The sequence below is a fragment of the Streptomyces aurantiaciflavus genome (assembly GCF_049808595.1).
In the GTDB taxonomy this organism is placed as follows: Bacteria; Actinomycetota; Actinomycetes; order Streptomycetales; family Streptomycetaceae; genus Streptomyces.
This window is the reverse complement of sequence record NZ_JBNCAQ010000003.1, coordinates 24,907-46,302: the sequence shown is the minus strand read 5'-3', so window position 1 is coordinate 46,302 and position 21,396 is coordinate 24,907. Positions and strand designations below refer to the sequence as shown.

Here is a 21,396-nt window from a genome sequence, read left to right as displayed (position 1 = left end):
TCGAAGAGGCAGAGCCCCAGGGCGGGCTCACAGGGGCTGAGCCTCAGGCGGGACCGAACGGGCAGAGCAACTTGGACGGAGTCACAGGGGCAGAGCCCCTGGCCAGGGTCACAGGGGCAGAGCCCCTAAGCGGGGTCAAAGGGGCAGAGCCCCTGGCCGGGGTCGCAGGGACTGAGCCCCTCGCCGGGGTCAAAGGGACAGAGCCCCTCGCCGAGGTCGCAGGGACAGAGCCCCTCGCCGAGGTCGCAGGGACAGAGCCCCTCGCCGGGGTCAAAGGGGCAGAGCCCCTAGGCGGGGTCAAAGGGGCGGAGCCCCTAGGCGGGGCCGCAGGGGCGGAGCCCCTGCAGGACCCGTACCCCTTGACGATCACTGTGGCGGATGCCACGATTCCGGCGCCGCGATGTTTGCGTAAACATCAGCCACCCCAAGGGTCGATGTTCACGCGAACATGAGGATCCCCGAAAGGCAAAGCCGATGCGCAGAACCCCCGCCGGCCCCCGCCGCACCCCCCGCCTCCGAGCCGCCCTCGTCGCGCTCCTGATCGCCGGGGCGGGCACCACCACCCTCGCCGGCCCCGCCACGGCCGCGCCGGCCACCGACACGACCCAGTTCCGGGGCGTCAACTGGGCCGACCCCCGCGACAACTTCGCCGACGACCCCGTCGTCCTGTCGGGGCTGTCCCTCTCCGACACCTACGCCCAGACCTACACCAAGGCGAGCCGGGTGATCTCGGCGTTCCGCGCCAACCTCGGCGCCAACACCGTCCGCCTGCCCATCAACCCGTACACGGTCAACGGCTCGTACTGGAAGTCGTACCGCGGGGTCATCGACGCCGCGTCGGCCAAGGGCTTCAAGATCATCCTGTCCTACTGGGAGGGCACGGGCCCCCGCAAGGACGGCTTCATCGACGACACCGCCACCTACTGGCCCATGTGGGACACGGTCGTCAAGGCGTACAAGAACGACAAGCACGTCTACTTCGAGCCGATGAACGAGCCCCACGGCTACACCGACGCCGAGTGGGCGGACATCGCGGCGAAGTGGCTGGCCACCTACCCCTCGGTCCCCCGCAACCGGGTCTTCGTCAGCGGCGCCGGTTACAACGACCACGTCACCACCGTCTGCGCCGACCCGCGCCTGAAGGGCACCTACCTCTCCCTCCACCACTACGGCTTCTGGAAGGAGTACGCCACCTACGACCAGTGGGTGGCCGACCTGAAGGTACGCATCGGCGACTGCGCCAACCGGACCGTGGCGGACGAGTTCGGCGCCCCGATGACGACCGGCCTCGACTACAACAAGGCGACGCCCGACAACAACTACATCAACTTCATCCAGGCGGTCACCGACACCTTCCGCGAGCTGAAGATGGGCTCCGTCTACTGGCCGGGCCTGCGCACGGACGACACGTACTCCCTGCAGACCCTGACCGGCAACCCGGCCCGCCCGTGGCTGGCCACGACCAACCAGTCCGGCGCCGACCGCCTCGCCTGGGCCTGGGGACGCGGCAAGCCCGTCCAGCAGCCCTGACGTACCGAAGGCTCCGCCCCGCACTTCCTTCCGGGGCGGAGCCCTCCGGGCGTCTGCCTTCAACGCCCCTTCTCCTCCCCCCACCTCAGCCCCCACCTCACCCCGCCCCCCGCCTCAGCCCTCCCCCAGCCCCGCCTGCCGCGCCCGGACGATGGCCTCCGCCCGGGTCGGCGTCCGGAGCTTGGTGAGGATGTTGGACAGGTGGTTGCGGACCGTCTTGGGGCTGAGGACGAGCCGGCGCGAGATCGCCAGGTTGTCCAGCCCCCGGGCCACCAGGTCGAGGACCTCGCGTTCCCGTGCGGTCAGTTCGGGCAGGGCCACGGGCCCGGCGCCCGCCGACCGCAGTCCCGTCAGATGGGCCACGGCGCGGGAGGCGACCGCGGGACCGAGGATCACCTCGCCGTTCGCGACCGCGCGCACCGCCCGCTCGATCTCGGCGGGCGCCGCGCCCTTGAGGAGGTAGCCGCGGGCCCCGGCCCGCATGGACGCGAAGACCGAGTCGTCGTCGTCCAGCATGGTGACCACGAGGACGGCGGTACCGGGCCGCAGCCGCAGGATCTCCCGGGTGGCCTCCACCCCGGAGGGCGTACGGTCGCCCAGGTGCAGGTCCATGACGACCACGTCGGGCCCGTGCGCCCGCACCGCGGCCACGGCCGACTCCAGGTCCTCGGCCTCGGCCACCACCGCCAGCCCCGGCAACGAGCCGAGCAGCGCGGCCATCCCCATCCGGAACACGGGGTGGTCGTCCACGACGACGATCCGCACCGCCCCGCCCTCGTCCACCTCACAGGACACGACGAATCACCTCTTCCTCCCGCTCGCCGTCCCCCGCCAGAGGCACGTCGAGCACGACCCGGGTGCCCCGGCCGCCCTCCCCCGGCTGCCAGGTGACCGTGCCGCCGAGGGTCTCGGCGCGTTCCCGCAGCGACTGGGTGCCGACTCCGGCCCGGACGCCCGGACCCATCCCGCGGCCGTCGTCCTCGACGCTCACCGTCAGCCGCGGCCCCGTACCGGGGGCGAGACCGGCCAGGGTCACCGTGCAGGTCCGGGCCCGCGCGTGCCGCGAGACGTTGCGCAACGCCTCGGCGACGACGGCGTACACGGCGCCCGCGACCTCCTGCGGCACGTCCCGCACGGCAGCCCCAGGACCCTCGGCGCCGGCGCCCTCTGCGTCGGCGTGTACGACGACCTGGAGCCCGTCCGCCTCGTACCGCATGACGAGTTCGCGAACGGCCGGGACCAGGCCCAGCTCGGCGAGGACCGGGGGCACCAACCCCCGTGCGAGGACGCGGACTTCGTCGACGCGGGCGTCGACCTCGGCGCGCAGACGGGTCAGCAGGGGCCCCGCGGGCGAGTCGTCGGGGAGCAGGTTGCGGGCGGCGGCGAGGCCGAGGCCGATGCCGGCCAGCGCGGGGCCCAGCTGGTCGTGGAGTTCCCGGCGCAGGGCGCGGCGCTCGTCGTCGCGGGCCGCGGCGAGCCGGCCGCGGGACTCGCGCAGCGCCCGGGTGACGGCGGCGAGGTGCACGGCGGTCGCCACGATCGGGGCGACCTCGTCGAGGGCGGTGCGGGCGCGCCGGTCGAGCCGTTCGCCGGGCCGCGCGGTCACCACCAGGGTGCCGGCGGCGCGCTGACGCACCACCAGCGGGACGGTCACCGGCTGCGCGCCGGCGGGGTCACCGAGGGCGGCCAGGGTCTCGCCGTCCTCGTCCAGCACCCGCACCGACCCGAGGTTGAAGGAGGCGGCCATGCTCTCCGCCATGCCGGTGAGCGCCTCCTGCGGTCCGGCCGCGCTGCCCAGGTGACGGCCGACCCTGCCGATCGCACCGGCGGCCGCCTCCCCGTGCACGAGCCGGTCCACGCGCCGCTGCAGCCAGCCGCGGGCGGGCTGGATCCCGGCCGCGGTCGCGGCGGTCGCCAGCACCCGGCCCAGGGCTCCCTCGCCGGGCAGCAGCAGCCCCAGCACGGCGACCGTCCCGAAGTACCCGGCGACGATCGTCCCGGTGAGCAGCCACCACACCAGCGCCCGGCTGACCACGAGATCGATGCCCCACAGCCGCTGACGCAGGACCGCGACGAGGACGGCGGCCGGGAAGAAGGCCTGCGAGGCGAGGTGCGTCAACGGGGTGAAGAGCTCCAGCGACGCCGGCGCGCCGTCCTCCCACACGACCAGCGGCAGGAAGGTCACCGCGACGAGCGCCGTTCCGATCGCCAGCCAGCCGAGGCCCCGCGCCGCCGGTTCCCGCCACCGGCGGCGGGCGGCGTGGGCCGCGGCGCCCAGCCCCAGCACGACGACCGCCCCGATCAGCGTCCGCTGCACCGGCTCCACCTGCCGCGCCCAGTCGGCGTCGCGCACCGGCAGCGGCGCGTACGACCCGGCGGCCTCGGGCCACGGCCAGGGATCGGTCAGCCGGACCGCCAGCAGGCCCACGATCAGCAGGATCCCGCCGCCGATCGCGGCCCGCACCGCCCGCGAGGCGGCCCGCTCCGACACCAGGTACGGCACGATCAGGACGAGCGCGAGCGTCCCCGGCACCCAGGCCGTGCCCTGCAGGATCGACCAGGTGGGCGGCAGCGCGTCGGGCCCGGCGTCCTTCGCCCGCAGCACGACCAGCTGCGCGGTGACCGCCGCGACGCCCCCGCCGAGCGCGGTCAGCGCCACCAGCCAGGCCACCGGGTGCCGGCGCCGGCTCAGTACGACGGCCGCGACCAGCCCGTACACGAGCGCGTCGGCCGTGTCGACGACGAAGTACCACTGGGTGGAGTCCCAGGGCGCGCCCGCCAGGCCCATCAGGGTCAGGGCGGCCACCGCGAGCCCCCAGGTGACGACGAGCACGCCGACGGCGGGGACCGGATGGCCCCCGCCGTCTGTGCCCCACCGGGCCGTCGCGCCTGTTCCCCCCACAGGGCCAGCCTCGCAGCGGGTCTCGCGGGTTGTCACTGCGGCGCGGTCGTCACTGCGCCACCCCTACGACGAACGTCTCCCCCCTGCGTACGACGTTCAGTCGAGCGCGGGCCCGCGGCCGAAGGCGAACGCGCAGCCCAGCACCAGCAGATACGGCACCCCCACGAACAGCGCCATGTACTGGAACGGCAGCAGCTGGGTGACCAGCGCCAGGAAGCCGAAGATCAGGCTGACGACGCCGATCCAGCGGCTCACCGCGCCCTGCCGGAACGCCGCGACGGCGAGCGCGGCGGCGGTGAGCACCAGCCCCGACCACAGCCAGCCGTACGTGCCGAGCTGGGCGAGTTCGCCGACGATCGTGTCCGGGTCGGTCTTGTCGGCCATCCGCAGGTTGTGGAACACCTCGGTGCCCATCCCGGCGCCGACCAGGTTCATCACCCCGACCAGGAGCATGCCCAGATACGCGGTCGTGGGCACGAGACTGCCCGCCGGGCACTGCCGTTCGAGCCGGCGCCGCAGCCCGGCCCCGAAGAGCACGGCGCCCAGGGCGGCCGCGGTGAACGCCAGCTGGGTGACGAAGACCCAGCCCCGCGCGGAGTCGTCGAGTCGCGCCACCATCCGCGCGTTGTCGATGATGTCGGAGTCGTCGTACGGCCACAGCGGCCCCGCCGCGAGGAACACGACGAGCCCGCCGAGCGCGGTGCCGATGCCTCCCCAGGCCCAGCCTCGGCCCTCGCTGACCGCGCGCGGCGGCTCGGGGACGGCGGGGTGGCCGGCTGTGGTCGGGTCGGAGAGCGGAATGGACATGGTTCCCCCGTGAAGTGGTACTGCCGAAGCGGTGCTGCCGAAGCAGTACTGCCTGTGGACAGGACCACCCTGACGCGCCCGGCGTCCCGGCCGCATGGGACCGGTGTCCCGTTCCGCCGGGCGGGACACGACGAGCTTCTCCGTACGGGCTCGGTTCCCGCCCGCCGGCGCTCAGCCCTGGACCAGGACGAGGACTCCACCCAGCAGCAGGAAGACTCCGCCCGCGAGGGCGATCCCGGCGAGGACGCCGAGGAACGTCGGCCGCAGGATCAGCTGCGGGGACGGCCCGGTGGTCGCACTCAGTTGTCGCCGACGCAGCCCGAGGGCCCTGAGGCCGGCATACACCCCCAGGAATCCCATGACCAGATACGCCATCGCTTCGGACCTCTCGCTCAGTAGCTCTTCAGACGAATGTCAGGTGCCCGCGCCGGCGTAGACCTCGGCCGCCAGTTCTCTCCGCACCGGAATTTTCTTTCACTGACGCAGCCGTTCCACAGAATGCATTCGACTCACGCCGCCCATCGCTCTCGCGCCCTGACGAACGGCATGAGGAATCAGTGGCGCTTCGCCCTCTTCTGGATGCGGCTGATCAGCTTGGCGTCGAAATGGGAAAACCGCTCCTGATCAGGGTCCACCGCTTCCAGGATGTACCTCGCCGGCATCGCGTGACCGGTCGCGTATTCCTGATACAGCGTCCAGATGGCCTCGCGGGCCGCGATCTGGCAGTCGACCTCGATCTCTGGCGCGCCCGCTTCGACCTCCGTCCAGTGGGACTCTCCCGCGACGCAGGTCAGAAGGTCGTCGAGCAGCCGCACACGCACGGCCTCGGGAAGGTCCTCCTGCAAGGCGGCGACAATGAGCGAGGTCACCGGGATCGCCACCTCGAAGAGGAGCGACTGGACGTTGATGTGACCGTCGAGCGTCGCCTCCGTGATCTCACCCGGAGTGCGGGCCTCCAGCAAGCGGGCGAAGGTCTCGGGAACATGAGCACCCGTCTCGCCGCACCCGCACCGCAAGGAGTTCCAATCGACCCGCTCGGCCTGGATCAGGGACGGCCTTGTGCTCATGCCTGCCCTCCAGGCGCGCTTTTCGACTCGTTGTTCATGGCGGGGAGTATATGAGTCAAGTCGATCACCTCTTGTTCCACGGGCCTTGGTCCATGAACAACGCTCCGGGCTCGACGTCCTCGGGAGTCAGGAACACCTGACATCTGTCGCAGATCGGCATCTCGTCCCAGGCACCCAGCTGGGGGTCCCAGATCAGAGCGCGGGTGAGCATGACGCGGTTCGCGTCTCCACCCAACGCGTTGATCACGTTTCCTTCCGCGCAGTATCCGCAGCCGGACGACGCGACAGCTATTTCTCCGGTCTCAGCGTTGTAGCCGGCTGTCCAGGCCTTCTTCATGATCGCGCCGCTGGCCGGAAGTCCGTCACCGTTCGGGAAGAGCGTGCGCTGCGCCATCCGGTCCCGGAGATTCCGTGCGCCGGCGAGACCGTCCTCGATCCTCGTGCCTCTGGGCAACCGGGTTTTGGCGACGGTCGCCGCGGACGAGGCCTTGCGGCCAGGAGCGGTCTTCGGTATGGGGGCGCGTGAGTCCCGCGCCGAGGGCCTCGTCCCCGACGCCCCCGCCTCGGGGGAACTCGGCTCAGCCGCCTCCGCGTCGGTCGCACGGGCCCGTTCCTGCGCGTTGGCGCGCTTCGCAGCGACAAGGTCGGCCACGTCGTCGGCAGCTTCGTTCGCGGCACTGGCCTCGGCGCCGGCTGCCGAGCCCTCCGCTGCCCCCTCTTCCATGGCCCGTGCGGCACCCGCTCCGAGGCCCACGGCACGGACGCCGAGAAGCATGCTGCCGCCCGCCTCGGCATCCGCGGCACCGGTGAATACCCCCGCGACACAATCCAGGACACCGGTACCGATGCACCACGCGGCGACCGGCAGGGCCACCATTCCGGCGGCCGTGTAGATCAGCTGACCACCGTCGTAGCTTTCGCATCGGTCCGTGCCGAAGTCCTCCGGCTGGCAGGGGGTCTCACCGAGCGTCGGTGTCGGCGTCTGCGTGGAGGTCGGGGCCGGCCCCATGGAAGGCGCCGGCGTGGTGGACGGTGCCGGTGATGCGCCGGTGGAGCCACTGGAGGTCTTGGTGCCGCCGCCACCGTGGGACTTCTTCTTGCCGCCACCGCAGTCGATGGCGCACTTGTTCATGGACGGGTCGTTGTACCAGTCGTCGTAACCCGTGGGATCGCTGCTGCTGGCGGGATTGTCGGCGGCGTAGGTGTAGCCGCCCATCTGGTTGGGGTCACCGGCTTGGAAGATCGGGTCGGGCGTGAGGAAGCGGCCCACGACGGGGTCGTAGTTGCGGGCGCCCAGCAGGTCGAGGCCGGTGACGGGATCGGCGGGCCGACCGAGGAAGCCGTGGTTCTCGTCCGGTGCCACCCAGGAACCGGGCTTGGTGCCGCGCGGGTTGCCCCAGGGGTCGAAGGAGCGGCGGGTGACGGCCAGCGTGGCGGCGTCGACGGCGGTCAGGGCGGTGCCCTGGCCGTTGGCGATCTGGTAGCTGACCGTGCCGGTGCTGGAGCGGGTGACGGTGGTGCCGTCCGGGCCGGTGACGTTCCGCAGGCCGGTCCAGGTCTTGGCGCTGACGTTGAGGGTGATCTGCTCGGTGCCGCCGAAGAGGTAGAGGACGCGGGTCTTGTCCACGCCGTCGACCGCCGCGGTCTGTTCCAGCAGACCGCCCTTGGCGTCGTACAGGTACTTGCTGGTGTTGGTGTGGGTGCCGGAGGTTGTGGCCACGGTGGCGGTGCGGCCTTCGGCGTCGTAGGTGAAGGTCTGGCTCTGGCCGGCCGGTACGGCGCCGTTCGCGGCGTTGGTCCAGGTCTGGCCGCTGCCGCCGCAGGTGGCGATGGTCAGCTGGGTGCCGTTGGTGGCGGAGGCCCCCGGGTCGGTCAGGCAGACCGCGCTGTTGGCGTTGCTGACCAGGGTGCCGGTGGTGGTGACCTTCCACTTCTGGGTGGCGTCGGTCTTGCAGGTGTCGATCACCACGAGGGTGCCGCTGGTGGTCGCGTTGCCCGTGGTGTCCAGGCACTGGCCGAGGACCCGCACCGTGCCGTCGGTGCCGATCGTCCACTTCTCGCTGGTGGCCCCGTTGCAGGTGTTGATCTGCACCTTGGTGCCGGCCGCGGTGGAGCCACCCGCGTCGTCGACGCACCGCTTGCCGCCGCCGGAGATGGTGAACGCGCTGGTCAGCGGGCCGGTGGTCGTCACCTTCCGGCTGATGGTGTCGCCGGCGTTCACATTGCCGTAGGCGGGGTCGGTGTAAGTCGACGTGATGGTCGCCGTACCGGCCGGGTTGGTGAGGGTGGCCGTCCCCGCCTGGTCGGGCAGCGTCGCGGGCGCCGTGCCGTTCACGCCGGGGTGGGCGACGCTCTGGGTGATGTCGCTGAGCGCGTTGCCGGTGGTGTCGTGGTTGACCAAGCCGGTGCGGTCGCCGAGCTGGTCGTAGGTGTAGGTCTGCCAGTACGGGGACGGGCCGCCGACGGTGGTGGTCTTGATCGGGGACGTGGTGGTGGTCTGCACCCTCGCGGTGGTGCATCCGCCGACGGCGCCGACCGTCGCGGCGGTGGGATCGGTGATGCCGGCGGTGTCCGTCCAGGCGGCGGTCAGCCGCTGGAAGGAGTCGTAGGTGAAGCACTGGGTGTCGTGCGTGGTGTTGTTCTGCAGGTCGTCGGTCGCGGTGAGTTGGCCGGCCTGGTCGTAGCGCGGGTTGACGACGTCCAGGGCCGTGGTCGAGGTCTGCACCATGCTGCTGGTCTGGGTGACGCGCCCGGTGGTGGCGTCGTACTGGGCGAAGGTCGCCAGTTCCTTGCCGGTGGGCCCGTAGTTCGCCTGCAGCACCCGCCCGAACGCGTCGTGGACGGCCGTGTCCAAGTAGGCGGGCGTGTTGGCCGAGTTGATGAAGCCGCCGATGCCGTCGAGGTTGCCTTGCTGGGTGTAGCCGTAGTCGATGTCCTCGGCCGGGAGGTTGCCGTCCGCCTGATAGTGCGTGGTGGACAGCAGACCGACGTTCGGGGTGTAGCGGGAGGTGGACGTGTAGGTGACGGTGCCGCTCGTGGGCGCGCTGCTCTGCCCGGCCGCGGCGAAGCCCTCGGCGGCCGGGATCGTCAGCGTGGTTCCGAGTGGCTGGTAGGCCGTGTTGTAACCGGTGACGGCCTGGGTGTACGCCGACCCCGAGGCGCCCCCGACGTAACGGGTGGCCGAGGTCTCGTAGCCCTTCTCCAGCGTGTCGTACACATGGGACACCAGCAGCTTGGACGGGTCCGGGGTGGCGGACCAGGCGGCGGCGTACTCGGCGGTGGGGCGGTTGTCCCAGTCGTAGGTGAAGGACAGCGCCTGGCCGCGCGCGTCGGTGGCCTGCAGCAGGTTGCCGGACACGTCGTACTTGTCGAAGGTGGCCCTGCCGGCGTTCGGGTCGGTCTGGGACGTCTTCTGGCCGAGCAGGTTGTAGGTGTACGACCAGGTGTTGCCCGCGTTGTCCTGGACGGAGTCGAGCTGGCCCGCGGGGGTGTAGGTGTAGCGGGTGGTGGCGTCGGCGGCCGGGACGGCGCCCGCGGTGCCCTGCTTCCACGGCATCGCGCCGCCGGAGGCGACGACGGCCACGGTGGAGTCGTTGCGCACCTGGAAGGTGGCGCCGGTGGTGGCCGTCAGGCCGGTCGTCCACAGCTGGGCCGCGGCCGTGCTGTAGACGACCAGGTTGCCGTCGGTGCCGAACTTGGCCCAGGCGCCGGGGTGACCGCCGGTTCCGGAGGACCAGATGGTCGCGCCGGTCGCCAGGGCGGAGAGCACGAGGTTGCCGTCCGCCTGCATCGTCAGACGCACGCTGTCGGAGGTCAGCGAGGTTCCCGAAGGAATCACCGAGCCGCCGGGCAGGGTGACCGTGGAGCCGGTGTTCTTCACCACGGTGCTGGTGGTCTGGCCGATGGCGTTGGTGAAGGAGGCGGTGGAACGGCCCCCGACAGGTGCCACGGTGTCGACCTCGTCGGCCCCCGGGTAGCTGGTGGAGGTGTGCCACTGCTCGACGGCCTGGTGCCAGAGGGTCTCCCTGAGGGACCGGCCCTGGCCGTCGTAGGTGGTCGTGGTCTCCGAGGGGATCTGGTTCTCGTTCGCCGCGTACAGCGTGGTCGACGGGAAGTTGTCGGGCTCGGAGTAGGCGGCGTAGGACGCGGTCGGCCAGCCGTGCGAGTCGTAGAAGGTGTCCGCGATGATGCGGCCGGAGTTCGAGTCGCCCATCGCGGTGGACTGGGTCTGCCGCGGCTGCAGCATGCCGTCGTAGATCGTGATCGAGGTGGCGTACGTGCCGTCCTCGCGCAGCGTCTTCGAGGTGACCGACGTCGGTGCGCCGGGCTGGGTGACCGTGTCTCCGGGCGCGGGGACGGCTCCGGGGTTGATGGAGTACTCGAAGGTGCGGTCCGCGCTCTGGCCGGCCGCCTTGTCCCGGCCGGGCAGCCACACCGCGGTGCGCCGGCCGAGCGCGTCGTAGGTCATGTCGGTCTTGCGGCCGTTGGCATCGACGTTCTCGGTGGGCAGTCCGCGCAGCGGGTCGAGGGAGGAAGTGACCGTCCAGTTCTTGGAGTTGGTGGTGGTGATGCCGGTGGGGTCGGTGTTGCCGCCTGTCGAGGTCCAGGGCGGGGTGAAGGCCGTGTGGGTGTTCTGCCCGGTGACGTCCAGCGTGTCGGTGATCCGCCCGGCGCCGTCGTACTTCATCGCCGAGTTGGTCTGCCAGTTCTCCGTGGTGCCGGTGTAGCCGGTGGCCGTGCGAACGGCGGTGACCCGACCGATCGCCGTGCTGCCGGTCTGCTCGAGCTGCCCGAAGGTTCCCAGGTTCGTGAGGCTGCCGTCACCGTCGTAGTAGAGCTTCCTGTCGGCCAGGAGCGTGGTGGCGCTCGGCGCGGTGCCGCACGGGCCACTGACGGTGGTGACCTGGTCCGGGTAGGCGAGGGCCATCGAGTTACCGGACGGCGGCGTCGCGTAGGTCGTGGTGGCGCACTTCTCCTGGTTCGGGGCGACGCCGTCCCCGTGCTCGTCGACGGTGGACAGGCGGCCCTGGCTGTCGTACGCGGTGTCGTTCTTGGTGTGCCGCCAGGTCCCGTTGGAGAGGAGTTCGTACGTCAGGGAGCTGCTGGACCTGATCCGGTGGGCGGTGAGGTCGGGCAGGGTGGACAGGGCCGGCTCGGTCTCACCGGGATTGTCCTCCTGGGTCCAGTCCGTCCACGGCGTCTGGCCCGCGGAGGCGGTGGTGGTGAAGGCGAACGGGCCGTTGACGCTGACCGCGTCGACCGTGCCGCCGGCCTGGTTGTAGGTGTCGTCCTCCAAGGTGGTGCCGGACAGCTGGTCGGCGTCGGTGACGCTCAGCACGGTGCTGCCGCCGACCTTGGCGTCGACGGTGACGGAGCGGCGGGTGCCGTCGGCCTTGTAGTCGCCGTCCATGCCCTGCAGATAGGTGGTGGTCTGCTGGGTGACGGGTTCGGGGGCCTGGCCGGTCTGCACGGTGACGGTGCGGAAGCCGCGGAACTGGTCCCAGGTCCGGTACTGGTCGTCGGTCTGCGCCGAGTCGTCGCGGTGCCAGGCCGGGCCGGAGTAGCTGTAGCGGGAGATCTGGGTCTCCGAGCCCGCCGGGTTGTTCTGGGCGTCCGGCTTGTACTGGCCGGCGATGGTCAGGTCGGACACGGCCACGCTGTTGACGGTGACCTTGTTGAACCAGTCCGCGATCGGCTTGGAGGCGCCGGGGACGGTCCAGTAGACGGGGTAGCAGGAATTGGTGTTGCTGTCCGCCTGGGAGATCGAGAGCGTTCTACCCGCGCAGGGCGCCGAGTTGTACTCGACGGCGATCGACTCACCGGTCTCGGTCTGGATGCTGGAGATGCGCGGCCGGTACAGGGGCGGGGCGGACGGGGAGTCGTCGTTCACCCGGTTGTCGATCTCGGTGCCGGTGAACGAGACCTGGTTCAGCGCGATGTCGCTGTTGCCGTTGTCGTAGGTGTCCTTGCCGGTGTGCCGCAGAGACTGCAGCCACATCACGGCCTGGAGCATCCCGGCGTCCTTCGGGTCGACCGTGGTGCCGGTGACCGGGTCGACCGTGCCGCCCGCGTCGGAGTAGACCTGGCCCAGCTTGTAGGAGTCGACCGCGGTGAGCTGGTCCGTCGCCTTCACATGGACCTTGGTGGTGATGGAGTCCAGGCGGGTGGTGGTCCAGAAGCTGGGGCCCGACGTGATGCACACGTCGTCGGGGACGGTGGTGGCGCCGTCCGGGAGTTTGGTGGAGTCCGTGGAGTCGCAGTGCAGGTCCCACGGCACGTCCGGCCAGTGCGTGGCGGTGGAGTCCTTCAGGTTCGACGCCGAGCAGTCGGTGAAGGCCGAGGTGGTCTGGCAGCGCTGGGCGAGGCCGAAGTCCACCTCGGCCGCCGGGGTCCGCCCGGCCTGCTCGTCGGCCAGGGTGTAGCCGTACGAGATCAGCGTCAGCGCGCCGCCACGGGTGTACGAGGTCAGAGTGCCGGTGTCGTCCGGGTCGGTCGACTCGGCCGCCTGGCCGCCGCCGAGGTCGTAGTAATTGGATTCGGTGGTGTAGTCGTACCGCTGCACGAATCCGGCCGGCGACACCACGAAGTCGAGGTTCCAGCGCCAGCCCTCCGGCTTGTCGCACTGGGATGCCTTGCCCTTGGTGCTGTCGTGGCAGGGGTCCGTCGAGCGCGGGTGCAGGACGGGTACGCCCCAGGCGGAGTGCGTGGAGGGGTCGGCAGGAGTCGCGGGCATGGTGGCACCGGTGCCCGCGCCGCTCGGGGAATGGTCGGCGCCGAAGTAGGCGGCGGTGCCGTCCGTGGTCAGGACCCGGTAGTAGACACCGTCGTGCAGGCCGTTGTCGGCGCCGGACAGCTCCTGCACGAGCGTGCCGTCGTCACCCTGCAGCCGCCACTGCTTGATCTCCCCGGGCACGCTCGAGTCCACGCCGTCGGGCACGAGCACACCGGAATGCGAGCCGAAGGACAGCATGGCGTTGTCCCCGCCCCAGCACTCGTCGCCGGAGCCCTTGAGAATCTTGTCTCCGCCGGAGTCGAGGAGGGAGTCGCACTTGCGGTAAGCCCGCTCCACAGAACCGACCTGGTAACTCCAGCCGTCTCCGACCCACGAGGCCTGGGAGTTGCGAGCGGTGGTCTCGCCGTCGACGGTCTGCGAGTCGTAACTCAGGCCGACGGAGGGCGCGTTGCTGCCGACCGCGGACGGTACCGAGATCGGGTAGGAGTAGGTGAACGAGCCGGTGGCGGAGGCCTGCCAGGTACCGGCGGCCGACAGCGCGGTGGCCCCGTAGTCGCCCTGGGAGCCGGAGGTTCCGGAGGTGACGGCCAGTGCGGTGGTGCCGTCCGTGGCCGTGGTCGCCGTCAACGGCTCGGTGCGGACCGACATCGTCTGCGGGCCGTCGGCGTGCTCCGCCGACGACGGGGACGGGGACGGGGACGAGGACGGGGACGGTGCCGATGGCGAGGCCGGTTCCGGCTCGGGATCGGACGCGGCGGCGGGTGGGGTGCCCAGGGTGACGGTCGCCGTCAACTGGTGGGCGGTGGGGCGGTTGGTGAAGTGGAGCGGGGTGCGCTTCTGGCATTCCGCGCGTTCCGGGGTGGTCAGCGCGCAGCCCGGCAACTGCACCAACTGCAGTCGTGACCCGTAGCCTCCGCCGTAGGCCTCGGCGATCGCGGAGTAGTCGACGACCACGCGCACCCGGCCGCGTGCGGAGGCCGTACCGGACGGGGTGATGCCCAGCAGCATGCCGTTGGCGCCGGATCTGAGCGTCTGGGCGTGGGACGCGGCCTGTACGCGCACCGCGTCGACACCGTGTCCCTCTTCGGCCGGCGCCACCCAGACCGGCAGCTCACCGGCCTTGACCGGCTTCGGCGTGCCCTGCGCCCCCAGGTCGACGGTGGCGGTGCCCGCCTTCGGCCACTGGGGGGCCTGCGCTCGGTAAGTCCCGAGTGGTTCATAACCCTTGGGATGTGCGGGGGGTTTCCGCGTCAGCGTGTGATGGCCTACGGCCGGGGTGGCGGGGAGCTTTTTCGGGTTCCAGGCGGCGCCCTCGAAGTGGAAGCCGCCGTGGTGGCCGAACTCGTCGTCGGCGTGGCCGGGGAAGAATCCCGGGGTGCCCAGGCCCGTGGCGATGGCCGTCGGCAGCAGCAGGGCGAAGAGGGCCACCGGAATGGCCCAGAGCCCCAGTCCGCCGAGGAATCTTCGGTGCCACACGCCCGCGAACCAGCGCCGTCTGCCACTCACGCGTACCCCCAGAAATGCGGCCCTGAAAGGCCGTCACATAACGCGACCACACGAGTGAGTGATCGACCGGAGGCTAAATAGGGCCATGATCACGGCTCAAGACCCTTTGCCATCTCCGTGAAAAGACCGTGCTTCAACTTGGGAGTTCGTGAGTAGTTTCTGTACGGAAATGATCAACGCCTTGCGGCAACCGGGCTTCCCCCCACCCCGCTGCCCGCGAACCGAGCTGCCCGCGACCCGAAGGAAGCCCGTCCGTGTTGAGACCACCGCTCAGAACCGGCCACAGACACACCGGCCTCGGACGCGCCGATCGCCGGCGCACCGGGCCCACCCGTCCGGCACGCCGGCTGGTGCTGTTCGCCGCCGCCCTCGGCCTGTTGACGGCGCTCCCGGTCCTCCCCGCCGCCGCCGACGACCTCACGTCCACCCCGGCCGATCCGCTGCTCGCCGCGCAGGCGAAGGCCGTGTCGACCGGCACGCCGGTTCCCGTCGACGCGCTGACCACGGAGGTCTCCACCACCCAGGCACTGCCGGACGGCACCTTCGTCAACACCACGAGCGTGCTGCCGACCCGGGTCCGCAAGGACGGTCACTGGACCCCGGTGGACGCCACCCTGGTCGCCGACGGCCACGGCGGCTACGCGCCCAGGGCCACGCCGAACGGGGTCACGCTCTCCGGCGGCGGCGACGGCCCGCTGGTCACCCTCACCCACGCCGACGGGCCGAGCATGGCCCTGACCCTGCCGTTCCCCCTGCCCGCGCCGAGGATCGACGGCGACACCGCGCTGTACCCCTCGGTACTGCCCGGCGTCGATCTGTCGGTGTCCGTCACCGACCAGGGCGGCTTCAGCGACGTCCTGATCGTGCACGACGCGCACGCGGCGGCCGACCCGCGGCTGCGGAAGCTGACGCTGGCCACCGCCACCCACGGCCTCACCCTGGCCACCACCGGCTCCGACAGCATGAAGGCCACCGCCTCGGACGGCGACCTGGCCTACACCAGCCCCCAGCCGCTGATGTGGGACTCCAGCACCACGCCCGTCCAGGTCAAGGACCTCGACCCGGCTGCGGAGGTCCCGTCCGCCGGCCTGACGTCCTCCGTGGACGGCCCCGGCCCCGGAGCCGACACCGAGCCGGTCGCCATGACCGCCACCGGCAAGGCCCTCACGCTGACCCCGGACGCCGGCATGCTCACCGACCCGGACACCACCTACCCGGTGTTCATCGACCCCTACACCAACCCGGTGTCCTCCACCGCCGGCCACTACACCGAGGTCTACTCCAGCTCGGCCTGCGACGACTCGCCGCAGTACGACAAGGCACAGACCAACGGCCAGGGCGTGGGCTACCAGCAGTGGGGAGGTGCCTGCGGCGTCGGCCTGGAGCGCTCGTACTGGGCGATCAACACGAGCGGACTGCACCCCGCGTTCGTCGTCTACGACGCCTACGTGAAGATCTCCACCACCTACGCGGCCAGTTGGGACTGCAGCCACAACCAGCCGCTGACGCTGCACACCACGAACGCGATCTCCTCCAGCACCGACTGGCTGTCCAGGCCCGGCGTCCACGACACCGCCTTCCCGCCGGTGACCGACACCGTGCCCAGCGGCGCCAACTCCGGCAGCTCGTGCAGCAACAGCACCGCCACCTTCCACGTCACCGACGGGGCCCAGAAGATCGCCGACCAGGACGGCGACGGCTACGACGGGGCCGGCACCTTCGGCGCCGCCTCCAACACCTGGACCATCGGCCTCTACGGCGACGAGTCGCAGACGTCCAGCAACGACAACTACCTGCGCATGTCGACCACGCTGACCCTCACCACCAAGTTCGACATCCCGCCCGACGTGCCCGGCAGCCTGCACACGACCCCCGCCGCCACCGGCGCCTCGGCCGCCTGCACCACCAGCGGCGTGGGCTGGATCGGCGCGACCACCTACTCGGACGCCGGCAGCAACATCAAGCTGCACTCCACCGTCACCACGCAGATGTCGGGCGAGAACGTCAAGGCGCACTACCACGTCTGGGACCGCACGGTCGATCCGGACGGCGACGGCAGCGGCGCCAACGTCTCCACCCCGGAGAGCGCGTTCCTCGCCTCCGGCACCGACGCGGCCGTGAACATCGGCGCCACCCTGAAGGACGGTCACCAGTACGGCTGGGACGTCTACGCCGAGGACGACTCGACCTCCGACCTCAAGTCCGCGATATCCGACCACTGCTGGTTCACCGCCGACTTCACCGCCCCGGCGACCCCGGAGGTGACCGGCAACGCGTCCTTCCCGCCGGTCGGTTCCGGACCGGCCGACCCGGTGGTGTACGCCGGCCCCGGCAAGACCACCGACTTCACCGTGGCCGGCGTCGACAGCCCCTCCTCCGACGACACCTGCGTCCCCGGTCCCTGCAAGTCGAGCGGCATGGCCTCCTTCCTGTGGCAGCTCGACTCGCCACCCACCGCCGCCGACGGCCAGAGCGCCGCGCTCACCGGCACCGACAGCCAGGGCAGGTCCACCGCCACGATCCCCGTCCCCATCAACGACTGGGGCGTCCACACCCTGTACGTGGCCGGCGTCGACAAGGCCGGCAACATCTCCACCAGCCCCTACGGCTACACCTTCACCGTCCCCTGGAACCCGGCCACCCCGGTCAAGCCCGGTGACATCTCCGGCGACGGCGTGCCCGACCTGCTCGCCACCACCAAGACCGGCGACCTGGACCTGATCCCGGGCAACCTCGACCCGGCCCAGAACACCGGCCCGGTCCAGAGCGGCCCGGTCACCGGCACCCCGCCGGCGGTCACCGGACCGGTGACCGTGGCCACCGCCGCCGACTCTCCCGACGGCACCGGCTGGAACAACTACCTCATCGCCCACCGCGGCAACCTGCACGGCACGAACGTCGACGACCTCTTCGCGTACAACAGGACGAGCAAGCAGTTCTACGTGGTCAAGAACGACCAGGACCCGGTCGACGACGCGTCCTTCCCGAGGACCCCGTACTCCACGTTCGGCGGCTTCATCGGCAGGCGGTTCGACGTGATCACCAAGGACGCCTGCGCCCCGTCCGACGTCGTGGCGGACGACACCCGCTGCCGCAGCACCGACTACAACAGCCAGAGCTGGAACATCAGCCAGCTCATCACCCCGGGCAACGTCTTCGGCAACACCAACGACTACCCGGCCGTCATCACCGTCGAGAACAAGGAACTGTGGATCTACCAGTCCGACGGCGGAGACCACCTCAAGAACCCGCTCCTGCTCGGCGACGGCGACTGGACAGGCCAGACCCTGATCGCCGCGGGCACCTTCAAGGGCGGCCCCGTGCTGTGGACCCGCGACAACGCCACCGGTGACCTCTACAGCTACCCGATCACCGTCGACCCGACCACCCTGGTCCCGGCGCTGCTCCACCCCACCGCCCACACCAGCCTGCGGCTCACCCTGCCGCCGGCCGCCTACCCCGTCGTCGCCTCACCCGGCGACATCAACAGCCCCGTGCAGCCCGGCGCGACCAACCCGGGCGCCCCGGACGGAAACCCCGACCTGTACACCGTCGACGCCTCCGGCCGGCTCATCGAGTACAACTACCGGCAGAGCCTCGTCCTGACCTCTCCGCCCACCTACGACTTCGGCCCGCCGGTCTCCCTGGGCCCGGTCACCGACACCGCCACCCACTGGTGGAAGCTCGCCGAAGGCACCGGCACCGCCACCGCCGACAGCACCGGCACCCTGGGCGCGACCCTGTCCGGGGCCTACGCCTGGACCACCGACACCACCCGCGGCAACGCCGTCAACCTGACCGGCACCACCGGCTACGGTTCCACCACCGGCCCCGCCGTGGACACCTCGAAGAGCTTCACGGTCTCCGCCTGGGTCAAGCTCAACTCGGCCTCCGCCAACAGCACGTTCCTCTCCCAGAACGGCACCACCAACAACGGCTTCCAGCTGTACTACTCCTCCGGCCAGCAGGCCTGGGCCTTCGGCCGGCACAGCACCGACACGACGGCCGCGGCCTGGCGAGCCGTCTACGGCAGCAAGCCCGTCCTCGGCCGGTGGACCCACCTGGTGGGCGTCTACGACGCCACGGCCAAGGAGCTCCGTCTGTACGTCGACGGCAGACTCACCGGCACCAGGGACTGGACCTACACTCCCTGGAACGCCACCGGTCCCGTCCAGATCGGCCGCAAGCTCGCCTCCGGCGCCTACGGCGAGTACGCCAACGCGACGATCAGCGGCGTCCGCGTCTATCCCACCGCCCTGCCCCCGGCCGACGCCGCGGCCACGGGCGACAGCCCGAAGGTCGTGCAGCTCGACTGACCCGGCCGACTCGACCGAGCCCGGCACGGCCGGCGCTTCACCCAGGGCCCGTCCCGGCTTCCCGCCGGGGCGGGCCCGCCCCGTCCATCCGGTTGCCCGAGTTGCCCGGCTGTCCGGCTATCCGGCGTGCCAGTGGTAGCGGCGTTCGGGGCGGCCCGCCTGCCCGTACCGCAGGGACACCACCGCGCGCCCCGTGACGCTGAGGTACTCGAGATAGCGGCGGGCGCTGACGCGGGAGAGACCGACCTGGGTCGCGCACTCGGCGGCGGAGAGCGTGCCGTCGGCCGCGCGCAGGGCGCGTTCGACGAGTTCGGCGGTCTCCACGCTCATGCCCTTCGGCAGGGTGGGGGCGGGCGCGGGTGCCGCGACCCGGCCCAGGGCCCGGTCCACGTCGGCCTGTCCGCTGACCACGCCGGCGCTCAGGTCGCCGCGGCGGGCGCTGTAGCGTTCCAGCCGGTCCTTGAGGTCGTCGGCGTCGAAGGGTTTCAGGAGGTAGTCGACGACGCCCTGACGGACGGCGCCGCGGACCGTCTCCGCCTCGCGGGCGGCGCTGATCACCATCACGTCGCAGTCGTGGCCGGCGGTCCGCAGCCGCGGGACGACGTCCAGGCCGAACATGTCGGGCAGATAGAGGTCGAGCAGGACGAGGTCGGGCTGCAGTTCGGCGGCGGCGGTGAGCGCCTGCTCCCCGCAGTTCGCCGTCCCGACCACGCGGAAGCCCTCGACACTGTCGACGAATCCGCGGTGGATCCGCGCCACCATGAAGTCGTCCTCGACCACGAGTACGTCGATCATCGGACCCTCTCCGTCTCCCGTCCGGCCGGCCGGCCCACGGACATCCAGGCGATGAACATGGCGCCCTCCTGCGTGTTGGACACCGACACCTCCCCGCCCCTGCGGGTGCAGACCAGCCGGGTGAGCGCCAGGCCGATCCCCCGGTCGCCGCCGCGCGCGGCCTTGGTGGTGAAGCCGTGGGAGAACACTTCCTGCGCGAGCTCGGGCGCCACGCCCGGTCCCGAGTCCCGGACGACGATCTCGACGCTGGAGGCGTCCTGGCGCAGCTCGACCTCCACCCAGGCCTCGCCGTCGTGGTCTGCGGCGGCGGCCGCGTCGAGGGCGTTGTCGACGAGGTTGCCGAGCACGGTCGCGACGTCCGCGGAGTCCGTCGGGTCCAGCCGGTCCAGGGCGGTGCGTTCGGAGATGCGCAGCCGGACCTTGCGCTCGGCCGCGAGCGCGGACTTCGCCATGAGCAGCGCGGCGACGGCCCGGTCGCGGACCCGGCTGGTGAGCGTCAGGTCGAGCGACTCGCGGTGCCGGCGCAGGGCGCGGACGTACCGGACGACCTCGTCGTGCTCACCGATCTGGATGAGTCCGGAGATGGTGTGCAGTTGGTTGGAGAACTCGTGGGCCTGGGCGCGCAGCAGCTCGGTGCTGCTGCGGAAGGAGCCCAACTCGCGTTCCAGCTGGGCGAGTTCGGTGCGGTCGCGCAGGGTCGTCACGGAGCCCAGGCGGCGGCCGTCCTTGGTGACGTCCATCCGGTTCATCACCAGCACCCGGCCCCGGCGTACGACCACCTCGTCGCGCCGCTCGACGCCGGGCTCGGCGTCGCGTCCACCGCCGGTGCCGGCGAGGACGTCGTACAGCCTGCCGCCGATGCCGAGGTCGGCGAGGCTCCTGCCGACGCAGGTCTCGGGCAGGTCGAGCAGTCTGCGGCCGACCTCGTTGACCAGGGTGAGCCGCAGGTGCGGGTCGAGCGCGATCACACCCTCGGCTATGCCGAACAGCATGGCCTCGCGGTGTTCGGCGAGACCGGCGATCTCCCGTGGTTCGAGGCCGAGGGTCTGGCGCTTGATCCGCCGGGCCAGCAGCCAGGAGCCGACCACCCCGAGCACGCTCGCGATGCCGAGATAGGCGAGCAGATAGGAGGAGGCGCCGTTCAGCCGCTGCCAGACCGTCGGTGAGACGCGGCCGATCATGACCGTGCCGAGGTGCTCGCCGATGTGGGCGGGGTCGTCCCCGAGCACCGGGACCTGGGCCACCAGATTGTGCGCCCCGTCCACCGGCAGCTCCCCCGACCAGCCGCGCGCCTGCGCCACGCTGGGCCCGGCGACGGGCAGCCGGGTCCCGACCAGCGTGGGGTTGGTGGAGGCGACGATCTCGCCGCGCGCGTCGGCGACGGTGACGGACGTGACGTTCGACTGGGTGAGGCGGGTGTGCAGCAGCGGCGCGAGGGTCTCGGCGGGGGCGGGGCGGACGAGCTGGCTGCGCAACAGGGGGTTTCCGGCCAGTTCCTCGGCGAGGGCGGTCACCCGGCGTCCCTCGACCCGGTCGAACGTCGCCTTCGACTGCGCCAGCGAGACCGCGGCGACCGCGACGAGCACGATCACCACGAGGGCGAGCTGCAGTACCAGCAGCTCACCGGCGAGCGTATGACGACGTGACGCAACGACCACTATGAACTCAACCTTCAATGGTCACACAACGCAGACGGGCTGTCCCAGGAACCGCACAATCATCGCGCCGGACCAGCCCGAG

The 21,396-nt window shown here is 71.3% G+C and carries 10 protein-coding genes; 2 read left to right on the top strand and 8 right to left on the bottom strand.

The window, feature by feature from the left end:
* The first annotated feature begins 474 nt into the window (after positions 1 to 474).
* On the top strand, positions 475 to 1,530 hold the full coding sequence (locus ACPT94_RS03685) for a glycoside hydrolase family 5 protein (protein ID WP_360343183.1): 1,056 nt from the start codon (positions 475 to 477) through the stop codon (positions 1,528 to 1,530).
* A 114-nt stretch (positions 1,531 to 1,644) separates the two neighbouring features.
* On the opposite strand, the gene ACPT94_RS03680 is transcribed toward ACPT94_RS03685, so the two are convergent.
* The 6 genes from ACPT94_RS03680 to ACPT94_RS03655 form a co-directional block, all read right to left on the bottom strand.
* Positions 1,645 to 2,325 carry a response regulator transcription factor gene (locus ACPT94_RS03680; RefSeq protein ID WP_425245088.1) on the bottom strand — a complete coding sequence of 227 codons (681 nt, stop codon included), beginning with the start codon at positions 2,323 to 2,325 and terminating at the stop codon, positions 1,645 to 1,647.
* Positions 2,315 to 4,432, bottom strand: coding sequence for a histidine kinase (locus ACPT94_RS03675; RefSeq protein ID WP_425245087.1), 2,118 nt, complete (start codon positions 4,430 to 4,432; stop codon positions 2,315 to 2,317). The genes ACPT94_RS03680 and ACPT94_RS03675 overlap by 11 nt, the downstream gene beginning before the upstream one ends.
* 96 nt (positions 4,433 to 4,528) lie before the next feature.
* Positions 4,529 to 5,239, bottom strand: coding sequence for a hypothetical protein (locus ACPT94_RS03670; protein ID WP_360343174.1), 711 nt, complete (start codon positions 5,237 to 5,239; stop codon positions 4,529 to 4,531).
* A 171-nt stretch (positions 5,240 to 5,410) separates the two neighbouring features.
* Positions 5,411 to 5,614: a hypothetical protein gene (locus ACPT94_RS03665; protein ID WP_425245086.1), complete on the bottom strand. Its 204-nt coding sequence runs from the start codon at positions 5,612 to 5,614 to the stop codon at positions 5,411 to 5,413.
* 179 nt (positions 5,615 to 5,793) lie between these two features.
* Entirely contained in the window at positions 5,794 to 6,306 is a 513-nt protein-coding gene (locus ACPT94_RS03660; protein WP_360343168.1) for a hypothetical protein, read from the bottom strand.
* Positions 6,307 to 6,370: 64 nt separating this feature from the next.
* Positions 6,371 to 14,545 (bottom strand): ricin-type beta-trefoil lectin domain protein, encoded by an 8,175-nt coding sequence (locus ACPT94_RS03655; protein WP_425245085.1) that lies wholly within the window; start codon positions 14,543 to 14,545, stop codon positions 6,371 to 6,373.
* A gap of 254 nt (positions 14,546 to 14,799) precedes the next feature.
* Here ACPT94_RS03655 and ACPT94_RS03650 point away from each other — a divergent pair, with 254 nt between their 5' ends.
* On the top strand, positions 14,800 to 18,861 hold the full coding sequence (locus tag ACPT94_RS03650) for a LamG domain-containing protein (RefSeq protein ID WP_425245084.1): 4,062 nt from the start codon (positions 14,800 to 14,802) through the stop codon (positions 18,859 to 18,861).
* 117 nt (positions 18,862 to 18,978) lie between these two features.
* Here ACPT94_RS03650 and ACPT94_RS03645 read toward each other — a convergent pair whose 3' ends face one another.
* Together ACPT94_RS03645 and ACPT94_RS03640 are read right to left on the bottom strand one after the other, a co-directional pair.
* On the bottom strand, positions 18,979 to 19,656 hold the full coding sequence (locus tag ACPT94_RS03645; protein WP_360343159.1) for a response regulator: 678 nt from the start codon (positions 19,654 to 19,656) through the stop codon (positions 18,979 to 18,981).
* Entirely contained in the window at positions 19,653 to 21,314 is a 1,662-nt protein-coding gene (locus ACPT94_RS03640; RefSeq protein ID WP_425245083.1) for a sensor histidine kinase, read from the bottom strand. Before ACPT94_RS03640 ends, ACPT94_RS03645 begins: the two co-directional genes overlap by 4 nt.
* Positions 21,315 to 21,396: the final 82 nt, after the last annotated feature.